General features: G+C 68.1%; 16 protein-coding genes and 2 riboswitches. Of the genes, 10 read left to right on the top strand and 6 right to left on the bottom strand.

The window, feature by feature from the left end:
- Positions 1-321 precede the first annotated feature (321 nt).
- The 7 genes from BM252_RS03565 (at position 322) to BM252_RS03535 (ending at position 10,214) form a co-directional block, all read left to right on the top strand.
- Positions 322-747 carry a type IV pilin protein gene (locus tag BM252_RS03565; RefSeq protein ID WP_093383746.1) on the top strand — a complete coding sequence of 142 codons (426 nt, stop codon included), beginning with the start codon at positions 322-324 and terminating at the stop codon, positions 745-747.
- Positions 735-1,391: a pilus assembly FimT family protein gene (locus BM252_RS03560; protein ID WP_093383743.1), complete on the top strand. Its 657-nt coding sequence runs from the start codon at positions 735-737 to the stop codon at positions 1,389-1,391. Before BM252_RS03565 ends, BM252_RS03560 begins: the two co-directional genes overlap by 13 nt.
- An 8-nt stretch (positions 1,392-1,399) precedes the next feature.
- Positions 1,400-1,855, top strand: a complete 456-nt coding sequence (locus tag BM252_RS03555; RefSeq protein WP_093384223.1) for a type IV pilus modification PilV family protein — start codon at positions 1,400-1,402, stop codon at positions 1,853-1,855.
- Between the two features lies 1 nt (position 1,856).
- Positions 1,857-3,041 (top strand): PilW family protein, encoded by a 1,185-nt coding sequence (locus BM252_RS03550; RefSeq protein WP_093383740.1) that lies wholly within the window; start codon positions 1,857-1,859, stop codon positions 3,039-3,041.
- Positions 3,041-3,700 (top strand): pilus assembly PilX family protein, encoded by a 660-nt coding sequence (locus BM252_RS03545; protein ID WP_245774069.1) that lies wholly within the window; start codon positions 3,041-3,043, stop codon positions 3,698-3,700. The genes BM252_RS03550 and BM252_RS03545 overlap by 1 nt, the downstream gene beginning before the upstream one ends.
- A 125-nt stretch (positions 3,701-3,825) precedes the next feature.
- Positions 3,826-8,448: a PilC/PilY family type IV pilus protein gene (locus tag BM252_RS03540; protein ID WP_093383738.1), complete on the top strand. Its 4,623-nt coding sequence runs from the start codon at positions 3,826-3,828 to the stop codon at positions 8,446-8,448.
- Between the two features lie 98 nt (positions 8,449-8,546).
- Entirely contained in the window at positions 8,547-10,214 is a 1,668-nt protein-coding gene (locus BM252_RS03535; RefSeq protein ID WP_093383736.1) for a peptide chain release factor 3, read from the top strand.
- Between the two features lie 195 nt (positions 10,215-10,409).
- Here the strand turns inward: BM252_RS03535 and BM252_RS03530 are convergent, their stop codons facing one another.
- Together BM252_RS03530 and BM252_RS03525 are read right to left on the bottom strand one after the other, a co-directional pair.
- The gene (locus BM252_RS03530; protein ID WP_093383734.1) at positions 10,410-10,823 is read right to left on the bottom strand and encodes a cupin domain-containing protein; all 414 of its coding nucleotides are present in this window, start codon (positions 10,821-10,823) and stop codon (positions 10,410-10,412) included.
- A 46-nt stretch (positions 10,824-10,869) separates the two neighbouring features.
- Entirely contained in the window at positions 10,870-11,205 is a 336-nt protein-coding gene (locus tag BM252_RS03525; RefSeq protein WP_093383731.1) for a DUF6677 family protein, read from the bottom strand.
- A 224-nt stretch (positions 11,206-11,429) separates the two neighbouring features.
- Between BM252_RS03525 and BM252_RS03520 the strand changes: the two genes are divergently transcribed.
- Together BM252_RS03520 and BM252_RS03515 are read left to right on the top strand one after the other, a co-directional pair.
- Complete coding sequence (locus BM252_RS03520) at positions 11,430-11,906, top strand: cache domain-containing protein (RefSeq protein WP_342742456.1); 477 nt, start codon at positions 11,430-11,432, stop codon at positions 11,904-11,906.
- Between the two features lie 92 nt (positions 11,907-11,998).
- Positions 11,999-13,666 (top strand): methyl-accepting chemotaxis protein, encoded by a 1,668-nt coding sequence (locus BM252_RS03515; protein WP_093384215.1) that lies wholly within the window; start codon positions 11,999-12,001, stop codon positions 13,664-13,666.
- Between the two features lie 96 nt (positions 13,667-13,762).
- Here BM252_RS03515 and gcvP read toward each other — a convergent pair whose 3' ends face one another.
- The 3 genes from gcvP to gcvT form a co-directional block, all read right to left on the bottom strand.
- Positions 13,763-16,654: an aminomethyl-transferring glycine dehydrogenase gene (gene gcvP / locus BM252_RS03510; RefSeq protein WP_093383729.1), complete on the bottom strand. Its 2,892-nt coding sequence runs from the start codon at positions 16,652-16,654 to the stop codon at positions 13,763-13,765.
- Between the two features lie 107 nt (positions 16,655-16,761).
- The gene (gene gcvH / locus BM252_RS03505; protein WP_093383726.1) at positions 16,762-17,142 is read right to left on the bottom strand and encodes a glycine cleavage system protein GcvH; all 381 of its coding nucleotides are present in this window, start codon (positions 17,140-17,142) and stop codon (positions 16,762-16,764) included.
- A 111-nt stretch (positions 17,143-17,253) separates the two neighbouring features.
- Positions 17,254-18,381, bottom strand: a complete 1,128-nt coding sequence (gcvT, locus tag BM252_RS03500; protein WP_093383724.1) for a glycine cleavage system aminomethyltransferase GcvT — start codon at positions 18,379-18,381, stop codon at positions 17,254-17,256.
- Positions 18,382-18,457: 76 nt separating this feature from the next.
- A riboswitch (glycine riboswitch) is annotated at positions 18,458-18,562 on the bottom strand.
- Positions 18,563-18,590: 28 nt separating this feature from the next.
- Positions 18,591-18,677, bottom strand: a riboswitch (glycine riboswitch).
- A gap of 130 nt (positions 18,678-18,807) precedes the next feature.
- Between gcvT and BM252_RS03495 the strand changes: the two genes are divergently transcribed.
- Complete coding sequence (locus tag BM252_RS03495; protein WP_093383721.1) at positions 18,808-19,368, top strand: ClpP family protease; 561 nt, start codon at positions 18,808-18,810, stop codon at positions 19,366-19,368.
- Positions 19,369-19,711: 343 nt separating this feature from the next.
- Here the strand turns inward: BM252_RS03495 and BM252_RS03490 are convergent, their stop codons facing one another.
- On the bottom strand, positions 19,712-19,930 hold the full coding sequence (locus BM252_RS03490; protein ID WP_093383719.1) for a hypothetical protein: 219 nt from the start codon (positions 19,928-19,930) through the stop codon (positions 19,712-19,714).
- Positions 19,931-19,973 lie beyond the last annotated feature (43 nt).

Here is a 19,973-nt window from a genome sequence, read left to right as displayed (position 1 = left end):
GGAGCTTAACGCGGGGTCAATAAATAAGTTGGTTACGCAGCAATTAATTGACATTAAACAACATGGTGGCGATATGAAAGTCACTACCGCGCCGGCGGCGCGGAGTGACGCGGGGACCAGGCCGGTGTTTTTGCCGGAATCCAAGCTGATGCGCCGTTGCCGCCCGCCGCCGCGCGGCAAGGTTGAAACGGCGCGCCGCGCGGCTGTCAGCGTTGCGTCAGGATTTCCTCAGGGAAATGCAAGCTTGGGGGGCTACTATCATGACAGCGAGCAACACGGCGGCATCCCGCCCCCAGCGCCGCCGTCACAGGAGGAAGCGCCATGAAACGCCTGCAACAAGGCTTTACGCTGATCGAGGTGATGATCTCGGTGGCCATCGTCGGCGTGCTGATGGCGGTGGCGCTGCCGGCCTACAGCGACTATGTGACGCGCGGCCGCCTCAGCGAGGTGTTCACCGCGCTCGGCGCGGCGCAGCCGGCGGCCGAGCAGTTCTGGTCCAACTCGCGCAGCTACGTCGGCTTCGACGGCGCCGTCACCTTCCCGGCCAACACCGCCAACTTCACCTACGCCTTGTCCGGCGCCTCGGCCTCGGCCTACACGGTGACCGGCACCGGCATCGGCCGCATGGCCGGCTTTGCCTACACCATCGACCAGAACGGCGGCCACGCCACCACCGCCAGCCCGGCCGGCTGGGGCACCAGCACCAGTTGCTGGGTCGACCACAAGGGTGGATCATGTTCCAACTAGAGCGCGCCGGCGGCTGGGCCGAGGCCGGCGCCGGGCAGGGCGGCTTCACCATGGTCGAGCTGATGATCGCCCTGGTGGTGTTCGCCTTCATGCTGGCGTTGGGCGTGCCGAACATGAGCAAGTGGGTGCTGGCCAGCAAGGCCCGCTCGGCCAGCGAGTTCTATGTCGACGGCTTCGCCCGCGCCCGGCGCGAGGCGGTGGCACACAACGCGCGCAGCCGCATCGTGCTGTCACCGAATCTCGTCAACGGCCAGATGGACTGGCAGATCGACCTGTGCTTCCCGGTGCCGGGCACGCCGTGCAGCCAGGTCAGCGGCGTCTGGTCGACGCCCGACACGCCGGCGCCCAACGATCCGCAGGGCGCGGCCGGCTACAAGTCGGTGTTCCGTGGCGCCGACGCGCTGCCGCAGGCGGACACCCTGGTGCCCACCCTGACCCCGCAGGGCAGCTCGGAGATCTACTACACCGAACTGGGCTGGGTCGACACCACCTTCGCCCAGCGGCTGACCCGGCTGCAGCTGGAGCCGAGCAGCCAATTGGCCGGCGAGGTGCCGAGCGTGGCGCTGGTGGTGACCCTGGCCGGCATGGCCAGCAAATGCGATCCGACCGTGGCGCCGGGCGATTCGCGCGGCTGTCCGCCATGAATGCCGCCATGCCAAGCGCCACCCCGGGCGCCAGCCCGGCCGCCACGCCCCGGCAAGGGCGCCGCGCCGCCCAGCGCGGCGTCGCCCTGCTCGAGGCGATGCTGGCCATCGTCATCCTCGGCATCGGCCTGCTCGGCACGGTCGGCCTGCAGGCGCGCGCCTACTCGGCGCTGTCGGACGCCAGCATGCGCGCCGAGGCCACCATGGCGGTGGAAAAACTGCTGGGCGTGATGAGCAACGACGTCGCCAACATCCCCAACTACGCGCTGGCCGAGGGCGCCGTGCCCAACGCCGCGCTGGCGCCGTGGCTGGCCGAGACGCGCGGCTACATCCCCGGCGCGCGCATCGCCGTGGCGGTGACGGCGGAGCTGCGCCGCTTCCGCGTCGACGCGACCATCCGTTGGACGCGCAAGGCCGGCGGGGTGGAGAACCAGCACCAGATCACCTCCTACATCTCGAACTGACATGGACGCCCGCCACCCATCCCCCCCGCCGGGCGGCCGCCGCGCCGGCTTCTCGCTGGTCGAACTGCTGGTCAGCGTGGTGGTCGGCCTGCTGGCGCTGATGTTCGCCACCCGGCTGATCGTCAGCGCCGAGCAGAACAAGGCGACCTCGCTGGGCGGCTCGGACGCCATGCAGAACGGCATGCTGGCGCTGTTCTCGCTGAACGCCGACGCGGCCCAGTCCGGCTGGGGCCTGAACGACGACCTGGTCACCGGCTGCAACACCACCTTCAGCGACACGGCCGGCTTCACGCTGGCGCCGGCCACCCGGGGCGGCGCCGCCATCACGCCGCTGGCGCCGGTGGTGATCGAATGGAACAACGCCAACTCCGACCGCATCACCTTCTACACCGGCAGCTCGAGCAGCGCGGTCGGCTCGGTCAAGCTGCTGGCCAACTACGTCGGCGGTCCGCTGCTGACCAGCGACACCAACGCCGCCTTCGGCTTCGCCGACGGCGACGTGATCGTGGTGGCGCCCGAGCCGGCCGGCGGCAATTGTTCCCTGGCCCAGCTGGCCGGCGCGCCGGCCGGCCCGGTGCTCAACATCGCGCCGGGCGCCGCCTACCGCTTCAACCTCGCCGCCGGGCTGGGCAACAACTACGGACCGGGCCAGGCGCGCATCTTCAACCTGGGGCCGGGCGCCAAGCTGGCCATGCACAGCTGGTCGGTGCAAAACGGCATCCTGCTGCTGCGCTCGACCGACCTGGCCGGCTCGTCGGCGCAGCCGGTGTCGGTGATCGACAACGTGGTGGCCATCAAGGCCCAGTACGGCTTCGAGACGCGCGCCATCGCCAACTATAGCCCGGCCAAGGACGGCATGCAGGTGGGCCAGTGGAGCGGGAGCATGATCGACGCCGACGGCGACGGCGTGGTCGGCGGCGCCGGCGACTTCCTGCGCGTGGCGGCGGTGCGGCTGGCCGTGGTGGCGCGCAGCAAGAGCGCGGAGAAGCCCAAGGCCAGCAACGGCCAGTGCGACGCCAGCAGCGCCAAGCCGGTGCTGTTCAGCAGCCAGGCGCCGGCCACGGTGGCGGCCGCGCCCGTCACGGTGGAGGTGGCGGTGGCCGGCGACACGATAGCCTGGCAGTGCTACCGCTACCGCGTGTTCGAGGCCATCGTGCCGATCCGCAACGCCGAATGGAGGCCGTGATGCGCCGCCCGCCCTGCTGCCCCCTCTGCCGCCCCCTGTTGCGCCGCCTGGCCCCGCGCCGCCTGTCCGGCCAGTCCCGGCTCGCGTGCGCCGCGCGCCAGGCCGGCGTGGCCCTGCCGGTGATGCTGATCATGCTGACCGTCATGTTAATTAGCAGCATCTACCTGCTCAAGTCGAGCACCTCGACCACGCTGACCACCGCCAACCTGGCCTACGACTCGGCGCTGAGCAAGGCCGCCGACCTGGGCGTGCACACCGCCTTCGCCTGGCTGGCCGCCGCCGACAAGTCGACCCTGGTGGTCGACCAGGTCGGCGGCGGCTACCTGGCCACGCTCAACCCGCTGCAGACGGTCAATACGCCGGCCTTCTGGAACGGCTCGGTGAAGCTGCTCGACACGGCCGGCAACCAGGTCGAATACGTGATCCACCGCATGTGCACCTTCACCGGCCTGTACAACTCGACCAACCCGCAGAACAGCTGCGTGCTGACCTCGGCCAAGGCCAATGTCAAGTCGGCCACGCCGGTGGGGCGCAGCCTGTCGTCGGACGCGCCGGAGTACCAGGACCAGCCGCAGCTGCATTACGTGGTCACCACCCGCATCTACGGGCCGCGCGGCGGCAACGTGGTCAACCAGTCCGTGGTGATGATGGGCCCCTGAGGCGGAGGCGCCGGCCGCTCCAACACCAGGGTCAGACCCTAGGGTCTGACCCTAGGTTTCGCCGGAGGGTTTTCTCAATTTAGCTGCACGCGCCAGCCGTGGCCACCTTCTTCAATGGGACTAGCATGAAACCGATCACTCTATTGTCGCTCGCCGCCGCCGGCCTGCTGGCCGCCGGCCCCGCCTTGGCCGGCCAGACCCAGATCGCCCAGGTGCCGCTGCTTAACATCACCGGCACCGGCACCGTCAAGCCCAACCTGATGCTGTTGTTCGACAACTCCGGTTCGATGGACCAGGCCTACACGCCGGACTACGTCAACGACAACCTGTGCCGCTCGGCGGCCCAGTTGTCCGGCGGCGTGACCGCCTGCAACGTCGGCCATCCGCCTTTCATGAGCCCGGACTTCAACAAGCAGTACTACAACCCGAAAATCCGCTACCAGGCGCCGATCAAGTCGGACGGCACCTTCTACCCGGAGCAGACCTCGGCCGCCACCGGCACCTGGAGCAACGTCACCAGCGACGGCTTCGGCGCCCACAAGACCGACCTGTACGGCAGCAGCAGCAACGCCATCAACCTGGTCAGCGGTTTTCCCGACCTGAAGTGGTGCGACCCCAACAACACCAGCTCCTGCCAGGTCAACAGCGCCAGCTACACCTATCCGGACAACACCTTCCGCAGCGCCGTCGCCATCAACGGCGGGCCCTACTACTACACCATCGGCGTGGCCGAGTACTGCACCGACGACAGCATGAGCAACTGCAAGTCGACCTCGGTGGGCGCCGCCGCGCCGGCCGGCTACCCGGTGCCGGTCAAGCTGCGCTGGTGCAGCAACACCCTGCTGACGGCCTGCCAGGGCAAGCGCGTCGGCAGCTTCATCTACCCGCGCTACTCGGCGGCGGTGGGTTCCAACGCCGCCTACGGCACCATCTCCATCGGCGCCTCGGCCTCGAGCTCGTCGATGACCATCAGCAGCGTCACCATCCCCGACCCGAGCACCGCGCGCACCATCAGCAGCGGCACGCTGACCGCCAGCGCCGGCACCAACACGGCGCTCAAGCAACAGACCGTGGCCAGCGCGCTGGCCGCCAACATCATCGCCAGGTCTGTCGCCAAGAGCAACACCAACCTGTACTACGCATGCGTGCGCGCGCCGATCGGCCAGCCCAGCGTGCCGTCCTGCGCCACCGCCTTCGGCATCACGCTGGCGGCCGACAACATCGTCGCCGTCGTGCCGGTGCTGTGCAGCGGCGCCGTCAACCTGGCCAACTGCCTGCCGATCAACGACGCCAGCCGCGCCGGCTGGGGCATCACGGCGACCGCGCCGGCCGTCACGCCGACGCCGGCCACCACCGGCGTGCCGCCCACCGCGCTGTTGTTCGCCAGCGGCACCACGTCCGGCTCGGGCACGCCCAGCCTGGCCTCGGTCAAACTGGGCGGCACCACGCTGGCCAGCGCCATCGGCCTGGGCAAGAGCACCACCGCCAGCGCCGTGGTGGTCAAGCTGCAGGCCGCCATCGGCGTCGCCGGCAGCATCCGCGCCTACATCGGCGGCAACGCCGTGACCAAGCTGTGCCAGGCGCAGGGCGCCACCACGCTGTGCCTGGTCGACACCGGCGCCACCGTCAACGGCGCCGCGCCCTCGGTCGGCAGCCTGAGCAACGGCGGCACGCTGGCCTTCACCACGGCCAACGCCACCAGCTCCAGCGACGCCATACCGGTCGCCACGGTGGCGTTGTCGGCCGGTTCCAGCGCGCCGAGCAGCTTCAGCCGCGTCGACATCGTGTCCGGCGCCACCTATCCGAAGGGCAGCGAGCGCACCGACTGCGTGGCCGGCGCCGGCGTCTGCAGCTACGCCGAGGAGATGACCAACTTCGCCAACTGGTACGCCTACTACAAGACCCGGCTGCAGATGATGAAGAGCTCGGTCGGCATCGCCTTCTCGCCGATCACCGGCAACTACAAGGTCGGCTACGCCAAGCTGTCGGTGACCGGCGCGGCCGGCGCCATCGACATGAAGCCGGCCGACTTCACCGGCAGCGCGCGCAGCACCTGGTACACCCTGCTGTACAACACCACCACCACCGGTTCGACGCCGATCCGCACGGCGATGGACAACGTCGGCCGCATGTTCGGCAACCTGGCGCCCTACAACTACGCCGCCGGCAGCGAGGTGGTGCAGTACCCCTGCCAGCAGAACTTCATGATCCTCACCACCGACGGCTATTGGAACGGCAGCTCGACGGCCAACGTCGTCAACAACGACAACGTCGAGAACGCGGCGCGCTTCTGCAGCCAGGCGCGCGGCTGCGTCGACGCGCGTGCGCAGAGCCAACCCTCGATCGCCGACGTCGCGCTGCACTGGTACAACGGCGGCTCCAGCACCACCACGGTGTCGCTGCGGCCCTCGCTGGAGCCGGACATGAGCAAGCCCGGCTCGGTGCCGGCGGCCGGCGGCGAGAACACCCACCTGCACATGAACACCTACACCCTGGGGCTGGGCGTGGACGGCGTGATGACCTACGAGGCCAACTACGACTCGGCGCCCAAGGTCGGTGGCGATTTCTACAACCTGATCACAGCCGCCAGCTCGGGCTGCCCGTGGAACGGCGGCGGCGCCTACGTCTGGCCCAACCCGGACGTGAGCAACACCGCCAGCACGGTGCAGGAGCGGGTCGACGACCTGTGGCACGCCGCCGTCAACGGCCATGGCAAGTACTTCAGCGCCAACGAGCCGCGCGAGGTGGTCGACGGCCTCAGCTCGGCGCTGGCCAACATGCAGGTGAAGATAGGCGCGGCGGCTGCCGCCGCGACGTCGACGCCGAACATCTCGCAACAGGACAACGACATTTTTTCCGCCACCTTCACCACCGTCAAATGGTACGGCGAGCTGTCCGACAAAAAGATCGACCCGGCCACCGGCATCGTCGGCGGCACGGCCAGCTGGACCAGCTCCGACAAGGTGGGCCAGAAGGTGGCCGCCGCCAGCGACACGCGCACCATCTACATGCTCGACGCCGGCAGCGGCGCGCTGAAGAACTTCAGCTACGCCGCCATGTCGGGTGCCGAGAAGGGCTGGTTCGACAACAAGTGTGCCGCGCTGTCGCAGTGCACGCTGCTGTCGGCCGCCGACAAGGCCGTGGTCAACGACGGCAACAACCTGGTCAACTGGCTGCGCGGCCAGCAGCAGCACGCCGACGACCAGCTGTTCCGCGCCTACACGCTGACGCCCAACACGCCGGCCGGCTCGCCGGGCCCGATCCCCATCGTGCTGGGCGACATCGCCTCGTCCAAGCCGGCCTATCTGCGCGACCCGCGCAAGAGCTTCCTGACCAGCGGCTACAGCGCCTTCAAGAGCGCCAACGCCGGCCGCGCCGGCACCGTGTTCGCCGCCGCCAACGACGGCATGCTGCACGCCTTCAGCGCCGCCAGCGGCGAGGAGCTGTGGGCCTACGCGCCGCGCATCACCATGAGGAAGCTGTACGCGCTGGCCAGCACCACCTACGGCACCAACCACCAGTTCAGCACCGACGCCTCGCCCGAGCTGGCCGACGTGCAGATCGGCGGCGTCTGGAAGAGCGTGCTGGTGGCCGGCCTGAACGGCGGCGGCCGCGGCTACTACGCGCTCGACGTGACCGACCCGGCGCATCCGGTGGCGCTGTGGGAACTGTGCGCCGACGCCAACGTCTGCGCGCGCAACGACACCGACCTCGGGCTCTCCTTCGGCAATCCGCAGTTCGGCATGTGGCAGGGCAAATGGGTGGTCTTCCTCACCTCCGGCTACAACAACGTGCCCGGCGTCGACGGCGTGGCCGGCGGCAGCGGCCAGGGCATCCTGTTCATCGTCGACGTGGCCACCGGCGCGGTGTTGAAGAAGGTGTCGACCCTGGCCGGCGACACGACGACGCCGTCCGGCCTGGCCAAGATCACCTCGATCTCGCTCGACCCGAGCACCGACCCGAGCACCACCTACGTCTACGGCGGCGACAACCAGGGCCAGATGTGGCGCTTCGACATGAGCGACCCGAACAGCAGCGCCGTGGCGGTGCTGAAGATGGGCGACGCCGGCGCGCTGCAGCCGATCACCACGCGGCCCGACGTGACGCTGTGCGCGGTCAGCGCCAGCAGCACCGTGAACGGCATCACCACCGTCACCGAGACGGCGCAGCGCGTGGTCTTGTTCGGCACCGGCCGCCTGCTCGACGTGCCCGACACCTCCAACACCGACGTGCAGAGCCTGTACCTGCTGAAGGACAGCGGCAGCGCCGTCGCCAACCTGCGCGGTTCCAGCATGGTCGAGCAGACCCTCAGCCTGGCCGGCTCGAGCAGCAACACCAACACCTACGCCATCACCAGCAACCAGGTCGACCTGGGGCAGAAGAGCGGCTGGTTCTTCGACTGGAAGCTCAACGCCGGCGAGCGCATGAACCTCGACCCGCAGATCGTCAGCGGGGTCGCCAACGTGGTGACGAATATGCCGACCTCGTCGTCGGCCTGCTCGGTGGGCGGCTCGAGCAACAGCTACCAGGTCGACGTCTGCGACGGCAGCGCGGTGTCCGGCCAGCCGGCCGGCAGCACCTTGTCGAACACCTCGGCGGCGGTCGGCTTCATCATCATCCGCCTGCCCAAGGGCGAGCTGAAGATGATCAGCACCATGGCCACCGGCGAAACGCGCACCAAGTCGCTGGCCGAGCAGAACTCGGCCGCCGCCCACCGGGTCGGCTGGCGCCGGGTCAAGGGCGATTGAGGCCGGGCCGGGCCGATAGCGGGGAAACAGTTCACACGAAAGCCCCAACTATCGGTAAAATTGAAGGTTTTTTGCGGGGCCATAATATGGTCGCGACTATGGCCAACGATACCGAAAACACAATACCCGAATTGAACGACGATTCCGCCCCGGCCAGCAGCGCCAAAACGCCGGCGCTGATCGCCCGCGAAGTGCAGCGCCGCCGCACCTTCGGCATCATTTCCCACCCGGATGCGGGTAAGACCACGCTGACCGAAAAGCTGCTGCTGTTCTCGGGCGCGATCCAAATGGCCGGCACGGTCAAGGCGCGCAAGAGCGGCCGCCACGCCACCTCCGACTGGATGGAGATCGAGAAGCAGCGCGGCATTTCCGTGGCCTCCTCGGTGATGCAGTTCGAGCACCGCGACCACGTCATCAACCTGCTCGACACCCCCGGCCACCAGGACTTCTCGGAAGACACCTACCGCGTGCTGACGGCGGTCGACTCGGCCCTGATGGTGATCGACGCGGCCAAGGGTGTCGAGGCGCAGACCATCAAGCTGCTGGCGGTTTGCCGCATGCGCAACACGCCGATCGTCACCTTCATGAACAAGATGGACCGCGAAACGCGCGATCCGCTGGAACTGCTCGACGAGCTCGAATCGGTGCTGAAGATCCAATGCGCGCCGGTCACCTGGCCGATCGGCATGGGCAAGAACTTCCGCGGCGTCTACCACCTGCTGAACGACGAGATCATGCTGTTCAAGGCCGGCGAGGAAAAGGCCGACGGCGCCTTCGAGGTCATCAAGGGCATCGACAATCCGCGCCTGCAGGAGATGTTCCCGCTGGAGATGGACCAGTTGAAGATGGAGGTGGAGCTGGTGCACGGCGCCTCCCACCCGTTCAATCTGGACGAGTTCCTGTCGGGCGTGCAGACGCCGGTGTTCTTCGGCTCGGCCATCAACAACTTCGGCGTGCGCGAGATCCTTTCGGCGCTGGTCGACTGGGCGCCGGCGCCGCGTCCGCGCGACGCCACGGTGCGTGTGGTCGATCCGGCCGAGCAGCCGTTCACCGGCTTCGTGTTCAAGATCCAGGCCAATATGGACCCGGCCCACCGCGACCGCATCGCCTTCCTGCGCGTGTGCTCGGGACGCTTCGAGCGCGGCATGAAGGTCAAGCACCTGCGTCTGGGCCGCGAGATCAAGGTATCGTCGGTGGTGACCTTCATGGCATCGTCGCGCGAGCAGGTGGAAGAGGCCTACGCCGGCGACATCATCGGCCTGCCGAACCACGGCAACATGCAGATCGGCGACAGCTTCTCCGAGGGCGAGCTGCTCACCTTCACCGGCATCCCGTACTTCGCGCCGGACTTCTTCCGCTCGGTGCGCATCCGCAATCCGCTGAAGATCAAGCAGCTGCATAAGGGCTTGCAGCAGCTCGGCGAGGAGGGCGCGGTGCAGGTCTTCAAGCCGGTGCAGGGCGGCGAGCTGGTGTTGGGCGCGGTCGGCGTGCTGCAGTTCGAGGTGGTGGCCAGCCGGTTGCTCAACGAGTACGGCGTCGACGCCGTCTTCGAGGGCACCAGCATCAGCAGCGCGCGCTGGATCTCCAGCGACGACAAGAAGGCCCTGGCCGACTTCGAGAACGCGCTGGGCCACAACGTCGCCTACGACGCCGCCGGCAACATGGCCTACCTGGCCACCTCCGGCGTCAACCTGCGCCTGACCGAGGAACGCTGGCCCAAGCTGAAGTTCCACGCCACGCGCGAGCACTCGGCCAAGCTGGCCTAAGGGTTCGTCCAGCGCGACACGTCGGCCGCCACGGCCGACAAAAGACCGCCCGGCGCGCAAAGCCCGGGCGTTTTTTTGGGATGGGCCTCAAGGTGCCGGCGGCTTCAAAACCACCCAAAGGCGGAGAGCCAGGGTCAGACCCTAGGGTCTGACCCTTGGTTGTGTCGTTGGGTTTTGCCGGCGTGAAGACGTCGCCTACTTGGCCGGCGTCGCCAGCGGCTTGCCCTTTTCCACCACGTAGACGCCGACCAGGCGCATCACGGCGCTGCCGGTGTTGCGCGCGTCGTGTACCTTGCCGGCCGGGATGACGAAGGCCTCGCCGGCCTTCAAATGGCGCGGCGGCTCGCCGTCGACCAGCAGCTCGCCTTCGCCCTCCAGCACGTAGCTGATCTCGTCGCCGGGATGGGAATGGCGGCCGGCCTGCACGCCGGGGTCGATCTCGACCCGCGCCACCACCGCCTCGCGGCCCTCCACCGACACATCGTTCTTCTGCACCACGCTGCGGCGCAGGCCGGCGTTTTGCGCCAGCGCGGTGCTGGCGCTGGCCAGCAGCAGGATGGCGATCAGGCTACGCTTCAGGGGGCTTGCGGTCACGGCATGTGCGGTCATGGCATTTCCTTTACGTGGGTGGGTGGAAGGGCGTGCGGCCCCGGTGTCAGTGGTGGTGTTGCCGGCCCAGCCATAGCGCGTCGAGCACGCTGCCGAGCCAGCAGACCAGCAGCACCAGCGCGGCCAGGTTGCCGGCCGGGCCGGCGAGGCCGGCGGCCTCGACCCGTTGCGCGATCAGCTCCGGGTCGAACGGCAGGGCGCCGCTGGCGACCTGCTCGGCCAGCGGCATGATCAACTGGGCCATCCGGCGCAACAGGTAGCCGCCCGCCAGCAGCGTCGGCAGTAGGAACAGGCAGCCGCGCCCGGCGCGCCGCAGCAACAGGTGGCCGAGGCCGGGGAACAGCAAGCCGTTGACGAGTGCGGCCTTGAGCGATGGTGTCATGGTGTTCCTGGTGGTCTTGGTGGGCGTTGCGCCGGGCCCTGCGCCGGCCGGCGGTTTGCGCCAGCGCAAGGCCGGCGCGGGGCAAGCGTCGTACAGTACGACATGCGCCTAGGCAAGATTGCGCCTAGGCATATCGTGCCCGCGCGGCGGGTCCGCCGTGCCACCCATCATACCTGCTCAAGCCGGACCATGGCGCGACGGGCCGTCATCGTCAAGGAGAAAACATGAACACTCGGATCGTGCTGTCGTTGCTGCTGGCGCTGGGCGCCTGCGGCCAACTGGTGCTGGCCGCCACGCCGGCGGCGGCCACGCCGGCCATGGCCAACGAAAAGGATGCCATCGCGCTGGCCGAGAAGGGCGCCCAGTTCGTCCGCCAGCACGGCAAGGCCGAAATGGTCAAGCGCATCAACAGCAAGGACCCGGAATTCAACCTGGGCAGCCTGTACCTGGCGATGCGCGATCTGGACGGCATCACCGTGGCCCATCCGACCACCGCGCTGATCGGCAAAAACCTGCTCGACGTGCCCGACGCCGACGGCAAGCCCTTCCGCCAGGAGCTGGTGGCGATGGCCAAGGGCAAGGGCAAGGGCTGGGTCGACTACAAGTTCCGCAACCCGACCACCGGCAAGGTCGAGGCCAAGTCGACCTATGTGCTGCGGGTCGACGACATCGCCCTCGAGGCGGGCATCTACAAGCACTAGCACTGGCGTTAGTCGCGCCGGCCGTCGCGCCGGCGCGGGCGGCATGCGGCGCGCCGCCCATGCGGCCGGCCGCGCACACCTGGTGGGACGATATGCTGAGCAAACTGAGGTTGGGTCCGAAACTGCTGCTGGCGCCCGGCGTGGTGCTGCTGCTGTTGATCGTGCTGTCGGCCGGCGCCTATCTCGGCCTGGTGCGGCAGAACCACTGGCTCGACAACATGGTGCAGCAGCGCGCCGCCCGCATGAAGGCGGCCGACGAGCTGGTGGCCGGCGCCAACCGCGCCCACACCCAAAGCTACCAGCTGCTCACCTGGATCAACGCCAGCTTCTCGCCGTCGCGGGTGGACGCGCTGATCCGCGAGCTGCACGCCCGCCACGCCGTGCTGGACCGCCAGTTCGCCCAGCTCGAGATGGCCATCGAGAGCGACGGCGCCGAGCGCCGCTTCGTCGCCCAGTCGCAGGCGGCCCATGCTCAGTATGTCAAGGCGGTGGCCGACGTGGTCGAGCTGAGCATGGTCGACCCGTCGATGGCGGCCAACGCCATGTCCAAGGCCGAACGCGCCTTCGAGGTGGTGGCGCTGCGCCTGCAGGAGCTGTCCACGCTGGAGCAGCAGCTCAGCGAAACGGCCTACCACCGCGCCGAGGCCGAATTCAAGACCATCTCGATCCTGATGCCGCTGGTGGTGGCCTTGTCGATCGCCCTGTCGCTGCTGGTGACGGTGGCGGTGCGCAAGGCCATGTTGAAGGAGGTCGGCGAGATCGGCGCGGCGGCGCGCGACCTGGCCGAGGGCAATCTGACTGTGCGCGAGCGGGTCTACGGCAGCGACGAGATCGCCGAGACCTCGCGCGCGCTCGACACCAGCATCCGCAACCTGAACACCACGCTGAAGGGCATCCTCGGCTCGGCCCAGGCGATCGACGACGCCTCGCGCGAGATCGCCGAGGGCAACGCCGACCTGTCGAGCCGCACCGGCCAGGCGGCCAGCACGCTGGAGCAAACCAGCAGCTCGATGCAGGACCTCAGCAGCACCGTCAAGCAGACCGCCAGCAAGGCCCGCACGGCGCGCCAGCTGGCCCACTGCGCCAGCGACTTCGCCCAGCGCGGCGGCAACGTGGTGCAGCGCCTGGTGGTGACCATGGCCTCGATCCGCGGCAGCTCGCGCCAGGTCGGCGAGATCGTCGGGGTGATCGACGGCCTGGCCATGCAGAGCAATCTGCTGGCCTTGAACGCGGCGGTGGAGGCGGCGCGCGCCGGGCCGTACGGGCTCGGCTTCGCCGTGGTGGCGGGCGAGGTGCGCGAACTGGCGCAGCGCTCGGCGCTGGCGGCGCGCGAGATCAAGCAGCTGGTCGCCGCCTCGGTGGCGGAGATCGAGCAGGGCAGCCGCGCGGTGGAGGAGGCCGGCAGCAGCATGGCCGACATCGTCAGCTCGGTGCAGCAGGTGGGCGAGTTGATCGGCCAGATCAGCCAGGCCAGCGTGCTGCAGGCGGCCGGCCTGCAAGGCGTGCACGAGGCGATCGTGCAGATGGACCAGGTGACCCAGCAGAACGTGGTGCTGGTGGAGCAGGCCGCCTCGGCGGCGCAGGGCTTGCAGGAGCAGGCCTTGAACCTGTCGCAGGCGGTAGAGCGCTTCAAGCTCGACGATGGCGACGGCCCGGGGGCCGGTCCCGGCGCTGGTGGTCCGGCGCTGGGCGGCGGCGGGACGAAAAAAAACGCAGTCGGCCAGGCGGCGCGGCTGCGTCTTGCTTCCAACCGGAGCTGAGAAGCGGGCAAAACCCAAGGGCGCAAATCCAGGGTCAGACCCTAGGGTCTGACCCTCAAGGGCACCTCCTGCGGTCCGCCTTTGAGTCCTGCCCGCTTACTCGTAGTCGCTCATCGGCGCGCAACCGCACATCAGGTTGCGGTCGCCGTAGACGTTGTCGGCGCGGCCGACCGACGGCCAGTACTTCTGCTTGCGCAGCGACGGCAGCGGGAAGGCCGCCACTTCGCGGCTGTACTTGCGTTCCCACTTGTCGGCGGTGAGCACCTCGGCGGTGTGCGGCGCGTGCTTGAGCGGATTGTCCTCGCGGTCGAATTCACCGTTCTCGACCTTGGCGATCTCCATGCGGATGGCGACCATGGCGTCGATGAAGCGGTCGATCTCGGCCTTCGATTCGCTCTCGGTCGGCTCGATCATCAGCGTGCCCGGCACCGGGAAGCTCATGGTCGGGGCGTGGAAGCCGAAGTCCATCAGGCGCTTGGCGACGTCCTCGTTGCTGATGCCGGTGGCATCGGTCAGCGGACGCAGATCGAGGATGCACTCGTGGGCGACCAGGCCGTCGTGGCCCGAGTACAGCACCGGATAGTGCGGCGACAGGCGGCGGGCGATGTAGTTGGCCGCCAGGATGGCCGTTTCGGTGGCGGCGGTCAAGCCCTCCGCGCCCATCATCGCGATGTACATCCACGAGATCGGCAGGATGCTGGCCGAGCCGTATGGCGCGGCGCTGACCGCGCCGATGCCGGCGACGTCGCGCTGGTAGCCGCTGGAGCGCTGGTTGGGCAGGAACTTGGCCAGGTGGGCGCCAACGCCGATCGGGCCGACGCCGGGGCCGCCGCCGCCGTGCGGGATGCAGAAGGTCTTGTGCAGGTTCAGGTGCGAGACGTCGCCGCCGAAGCTGCCCGGCGCCGCCACGCCGACCAGCGCGTTCATGTTGGCGCCGTCGATGTAGACCTGGCCGCCGTGGCCGTGGATGATCGCGCACAGCTCCTGGATGCCTTCCTCGAACACGCCGTGGGTCGACGGGTAGGTGACCATCACGCAGGCCAGGTTCTTCGAATGCAGCTCGGCCTTGGCCTTCAGATCGGCCAGGTCGACGTTGCCGCGCGCGTCGCAGGCGGTGACCACCACCTGCATGCCGACCATGTTGGCCGAGGCCGGGTTGGTGCCGTGCGCCGACGAGGGGATCAGGCAGATGTTGCGGTGGCCTTCGCCGCGCGACTCGTGGTAGGCCTTGATCACCAGCAGGCCGGCGTACTCGCCCTGCGAACCGGCGTTGGGCTGCAGCGAGACGGCGGCGTAGCCGGTCAGCGCGCACAGCATGTCTTCCAGCTGGACGATCATCTCGCGGTAGCCGACGGTTTGCGCATCGGGCGCGAACGGGTGGATGTTGGAGAACTCGGGCCAGGTGACCGGGATCATCTCGCTGGTGGCGTTCAGCTTCATGGTGCAGGAGCCGAGCGGGATCATGGTGCGGTCCAGCGCCAGGTCCTTGTCGGCCAGGCTGCGCAGGTAGCGCAGCATTTCGGTTTCGGAGTGGTAGCGGTTGAACACCGGGTGGCTCAGGTAGGCGCTGCTGCGCTCCAGCGCGGCCGGGAAGGCCAGCTGGACGCCCGCCTCGACCAGGTCGAAGTCGGCCTTGGCGGCGCCCTTGACGCCGTGGGCGAAGATGGTCCACAGCAGTTCCAGGTCGTCGCGGCTGGTGGTCTCGTCGAGCGAGACGCCGACGTGGTGGGCGTCGACCTTGCGCAGGTTGACGCCGTGGGCGACGGCGGTGGCCAGCAGCGCCTCGGCGTTGTCGGTCTTGACGGTCAGCGTGTCGAAGTAGCTGGCGTTGCTGATCTCGTAGCCGAGCGCGGCCAGGTTGGCGGCCAGGATGCCGGTGTAGCGGTGCACGCGCTGGGCGATCTGTTTCAGGCCGGCCGGGCCGTGGTAGACGGCGTACATCGAGGCGATCACCGCCAGCAGCACCTGCGCGGTGCAGATGTTGGAGGTGGCTTTTTCGCGGCGGATGTGCTGCTCGCGGGTTTGCAGCGCCAGGCGGTAGGCCTTGTTGCCCTGGGCGTCGATGGTGACGCCGACCAGGCGGCCGGACATGCTGCGCTTGAATTCGTCGCGGGTCGACAGGTAGCCGGCGTGCGGGCCGCCGAAACCGAGCGGCACGCCGAAGCGCTGGCTGTTGCCGACGACGACGTCGGCGCCCCATTCGCCCGGCGGGGTCAGCATGGTCAGCGCCAGCAGGTCGGCGGCGACGACCACCATGGCGCCCTTGGCCTTGACGGCGGCGACGCCGCCCTTGTAGTCGCGCACCACGCCGTTTACGCCGGGGTACTGCAGCAGCACGCCGAAGCAGTCGTGCAGCTCGGCCAGTTCGGCCGGGGCGAAGGTGCGCACCTCGATGCCGAGCGGCTCGGCGCGGGTCTGCACCACTTCACGGGTTTGCGGCAGCACGTCGTCGGCGACGTAGAACACCTGCGACTTCGACTTGCCGACGCGCTGGATCAGCGTCATCGCCTCGGCGGCGGCGGTGCCCTCGTCGAGCATGGAGGCGTTGGAGATGCCCATGCCGGTCAGGTCGGTGATGACCTGTTGGAAGTTCAAGATGGCTTCCAGGCGGCCCTGCGAGATCTCCGGCTGGTACGGCGTGTAGGCGGTGTACCAGGCCGGGTTTTCGAAGATGTTGCGCAGGATGACGCCGGGCGTGTGGGTATTGTAGTAGCCCTGGCCGATCAGCGACTTGAGCACCTTGTTCTGCGACGCGATGGCCTTCAGCTTGGCCAGCGCCTCCTGCTCCGGCATCGGCTGCGAGTACTGGCCCAGCGGCAGCGCGCCCTGGTTGCGGATGTTGGCGGGGACGAGGGCGTCGATCAGCGCGGCGCGCGAGGCGTAGCCGAGGGTCGACAGCATCGCCGCTTGTTCTGCTGCGTCGGGGCCGATGTGGCGGGCGATGAAGGCATCGCGGGCTTCAAGTTGGGTCAGGCTGGTGCGGGTCATGATTTGTCAGGGCCAAAAAAGTGCTGCGCCGGCGCGCGCGGGGCGCGCTCGGCAGGGAGGGGGCGTACAGCAAAAAGGCCAGCGCGAAGGCTGGCCTGGTGCGTGGTTTACGCTGCGGTGGTCTTGCCGTAGGCGGCCGCGTCGAGCAGGCCGTCGATGGCGCCGGCGTCGCTCGGCTTGATCTTGAACAGCCAGGCGGCGTAGGCGTCGGCGTTGATCGACTCGGGGGCGCTGACCACGTCCTCGTTGACGGCGATGACTTCGCCGGCGACCGGGGCGTAGATGTCGCTGGCGGCCTTGACCGATTCGACCACGGCGGCGTCGGCGCCGGCGTCGTAGCTGTTGCCGACCTTCGGCAGTTCGACGAAGACGATGTCGCCCAGCGCGTCCTGGGCGAACTCGGTGATGCCGACGGTGACGCTGCCGTCAGCTTCCAGGCGCACCCATTCGTGGGATTCGGTGTACTTCAGGTCTGCAGGGATGTTCATGTGGGGCTCCAGAGGGTAAATGTTGTTGAATACTAATTATTAATTCTATTTATACTTCTACGGCATGACTATGCAGTGTATTTATGCGGCCGCGCGTGGCGGCCGCCTTCCTTAGACGGCGAGGATTTTACCGTTGCGCACGAACGGCAGCTTGACCACCGAGGCGGCCAGCTTCTTGTCGCGGATCTCGACCTGGACGGTGTCGCCGACGGCGACGCCCATCGGCACGCGGGCCAGCGCGATGGCCTGCTGCATGGTCGGGCTGAAGGTGCCGCTGGTGATCTCGCCGACCTGCTCGGAAGCGGCGACGATGACTTTTTGGTGGGCGCGCAGCACGCCGCCTTTTTCACGCAGGATCAGGCCGACGAACTGGGCGTTCTGGCCCTTGGCGACCAAGGCGGCCTTGCCGATGAAGTCGCGCGGCGCCACCAGGTCGATGGTCCAGGCCAGGCCGGCGTCGAGCGGGTTGACGGTTTCGTCCATGTCCTGGCCGTACAGGTTCATGCCGGCTTCCAGGCGCAGCGTGTCGCGCGCGCCCAGGCCGGCCGGCTTGACGCCGACGGCCAGCAGGGCGTTCCACAGCGCCTCGGCCTGGGCCGCCGGGAAGGCCAGCTCGAAGCCGTCCTCGCCGGTGTAGCCGGTGCGCGCCACCATCACTTCGCCGAAGGCGGTGTCTTTGACGATGACGGCGTTGAAGGGTTTGATCTCGGCCGATGCGGCCTGGGTCTCGGGCAGCACCTGCCACACCTTGGCGCGCGCGTTCGGGCCCTGCACGGCGATCAGCGCCATGGTCTCGCCCAGGGCGCCGTCGCGGCGCTGGGTGATGGTCAGGCCGCTGTTGGTGGCGGCGTTTTGCGCGTTGATCCAGGCGAGGTCTTTTTCGGCGGTGCCGGCGTTGACCACCAGGCGGAACCAGCTCTCGTTGATGAAGTAGACGATCAGGTCGTCGATCACGCTGCCCTGTTCGTTCAACATGCAGGAGTACAGCGCCTTGCCGCTGGCTTGCAGCTTGTCGACGTTGTTGGCCAGCAGGCCGCGCAGGAAGGGGCGGACGTTGTCGCCGACCAGGTCGACCACGCACATGTGGGAGACGTCGAACATGCCGACGTCGCCGCGCACGGCGTGGTGTTCCTCGATCTGCGAGCCGTAGTTGACCGGCATGTCCCAGCCGCCGAAGTCGACCATGCGGGCGCCGGCGGCGCGGTGGGCGTTGTTGAGTGGGGTGGCTTTGAGCGTCATAATTCCTCGGTCCAAACGTAGAAGGGGTTAACAGAACATGCAAGGAAGAGCTGAAGCAGCCTTTTCCACAATGATCGCAGACCCCTCTGTCCTTGGTACCTGAGAGATTACGGGACGAATCCCGTGCGCCCCTTCGGTGGGCCGCCGGCGTGTGCCGCGGCCGCTCTCCAGAGTTGAGCCGGATGGCGCATCGCGAACGATGCGCGCCGGTCCCTTGATCGGTCCTTTTGCCTGAGAGTTTTTGGGTAGTGCCCCTTCGGCGGCAACGCGAGTTTGCCCTCTCCCGATCAAGACTCGGGAATATATGTCAGAAGGGGCTTCCTGTCAATCTTGAGGCGGCGCGCTAGCGCACTGTACGGGTACAACGGGGCGGCTTGCGGCGGTGTTCTTTGCTAGAATGATTTACTCAATTTTGCAGGTGGCACCATGGGCGAAGAGAACGCGAAGTATGCGGGGCAGGGCTGGTTCACCCTGTCGGGCGACGTCAACAGCGACATGGTGCGGCGCGTCTTCGACGCCGTCGCCGACATGAGCGAGGACCGGGTCGAGACGGCGCACATCCTGATCCAGTCGAACGGCGGCTATGTCAGCGACGGCATCTGCCTATACAACTACCTGAGCCGGCTGCCGCTGAAGGTGGTCACCTACAACGCCGGCGCGGTGGCCTCGATCGCGGTGATCCTCTACCTTGCCGGCAAGCAACGATACGCCAGCGAAACGGCCCGCTTCATGGTGCACAAGTCGCACGCCAGCGCGCCGCACGGGGCGCGGCCGGACGCGCTGCGCATCATCGTCGAGGGCCTGCAGGCGGACGACGCGCGCACCGAGCAAATTTTGCGCGAGCATGTGCACCTGAGCGAAGAGCACTGGCGCGTGCACGCCTATTCCGACCTGCACCTGACGGCCGCCGAGGCGCTGGAGGTGGGCTTGATCGACGCGGTGAAGGACTTCGCGCCGCCCAAGGGCATGCGCGTCACCAATATCTGACGGCAATCCGGGCCGCACGGGGAGGAACGGATGCGACAGGACCAGGGGGGCAGCACCGCAGGGTCAGCACCGCAGCCCGGGGTCAGTGCCGACATTCGGACACAGGCTCGGCTGTGAAGAGCCTCCATGGTATGGGCAATGCTTGAGGTCGTGTCCGAATGTCGGCACTGACCCCGGCGGCTGACCCCGGCGGCTGCTGACCCCGGCGGCTGCAGACTCAGCAGTGAAGAGCCTCTGTGGCAGAGACAATGGTTGAGGTCGTGTCTGAATGTCGGCACTGACCCCGGCGGCTGACCCCGGCGGTAGGGCGGCATGCCTGCCGCCCATGGCGCCGGGGACGGGACTAGCGGTTCTTGTTGCCGCCGGGGGACTTGGCGCCGGAGCCGGGCGAGCCGGACTGTTTGTTGCCGTCGTTCTTGTGGCTTTGTTGGCCGGCCGCCACATGTTGCTCGTGGCTGCCGCCCTGGGTGCCGGCGCCCGACCCTGGCGAGCCGGACTGCTTGCTGGCGCCGCCCGGACCCTGCTTGCCGCTAGCGCCTTTGTCTTTCTGATTCGCACTCATGGTTGTTCCTTTGTGAAAAGTTGAAGTAGCCATCGCCGAAGCC

It is taken from the genome of Rugamonas rubra (assembly GCF_900114705.1).
GTDB lineage: Bacteria > Pseudomonadota > Gammaproteobacteria > Burkholderiales > Burkholderiaceae_D > Rugamonas > Rugamonas rubra.
This window is presented reverse-complemented; position numbering and strand designations above follow the sequence as displayed.

Excerpts from the sequence above, each read along its gene's own strand:
- BM252_RS03565 (WP_093383746.1), top strand. The coding sequence starts at position 322 with ATGAAACGCCTGCAACAAGGCTTTACGCTGATCGAGGTGATGATCTCG.
- BM252_RS03560 (WP_093383743.1), top strand. The coding sequence starts at position 735 with ATGTTCCAACTAGAGCGCGCCGGCGGCTGGGCCGAGGCCGGCGCCGGG.
- BM252_RS03555 (WP_093384223.1), top strand. The coding sequence starts at position 1,400 with ATGCCAAGCGCCACCCCGGGCGCCAGCCCGGCCGCCACGCCCCGGCAA.
- BM252_RS03550 (WP_093383740.1), top strand. The coding sequence starts at position 1,857 with ATGGACGCCCGCCACCCATCCCCCCCGCCGGGCGGCCGCCGCGCCGGC.
- BM252_RS03545 (WP_245774069.1), top strand. The coding sequence starts at position 3,041 with ATGCGCCGCCCGCCCTGCTGCCCCCTCTGCCGCCCCCTGTTGCGCCGC.
- BM252_RS03540 (WP_093383738.1), top strand. The coding sequence starts at position 3,826 with ATGAAACCGATCACTCTATTGTCGCTCGCCGCCGCCGGCCTGCTGGCC.
- BM252_RS03535 (WP_093383736.1), top strand. The coding sequence starts at position 8,547 with ATGGCCAACGATACCGAAAACACAATACCCGAATTGAACGACGATTCC.
- BM252_RS03530 (WP_093383734.1), bottom strand. The coding sequence starts at position 10,823 with ATGACCGCACATGCCGTGACCGCAAGCCCCCTGAAGCGTAGCCTGATC.
- BM252_RS03525 (WP_093383731.1), bottom strand. The coding sequence starts at position 11,205 with ATGACACCATCGCTCAAGGCCGCACTCGTCAACGGCTTGCTGTTCCCC.
- BM252_RS03520 (WP_342742456.1), top strand. The coding sequence starts at position 11,430 with ATGAACACTCGGATCGTGCTGTCGTTGCTGCTGGCGCTGGGCGCCTGC.
- BM252_RS03515 (WP_093384215.1), top strand. The coding sequence starts at position 11,999 with ATGCTGAGCAAACTGAGGTTGGGTCCGAAACTGCTGCTGGCGCCCGGC.
- gcvP (WP_093383729.1), bottom strand. The coding sequence starts at position 16,654 with ATGACCCGCACCAGCCTGACCCAACTTGAAGCCCGCGATGCCTTCATC.
- gcvH (WP_093383726.1), bottom strand. The coding sequence starts at position 17,142 with ATGAACATCCCTGCAGACCTGAAGTACACCGAATCCCACGAATGGGTG.
- gcvT (WP_093383724.1), bottom strand. The coding sequence starts at position 18,381 with ATGACGCTCAAAGCCACCCCACTCAACAACGCCCACCGCGCCGCCGGC.
- BM252_RS03495 (WP_093383721.1), top strand. The coding sequence starts at position 18,808 with ATGGGCGAAGAGAACGCGAAGTATGCGGGGCAGGGCTGGTTCACCCTG.
- BM252_RS03490 (WP_093383719.1), bottom strand. The coding sequence starts at position 19,930 with ATGAGTGCGAATCAGAAAGACAAAGGCGCTAGCGGCAAGCAGGGTCCG.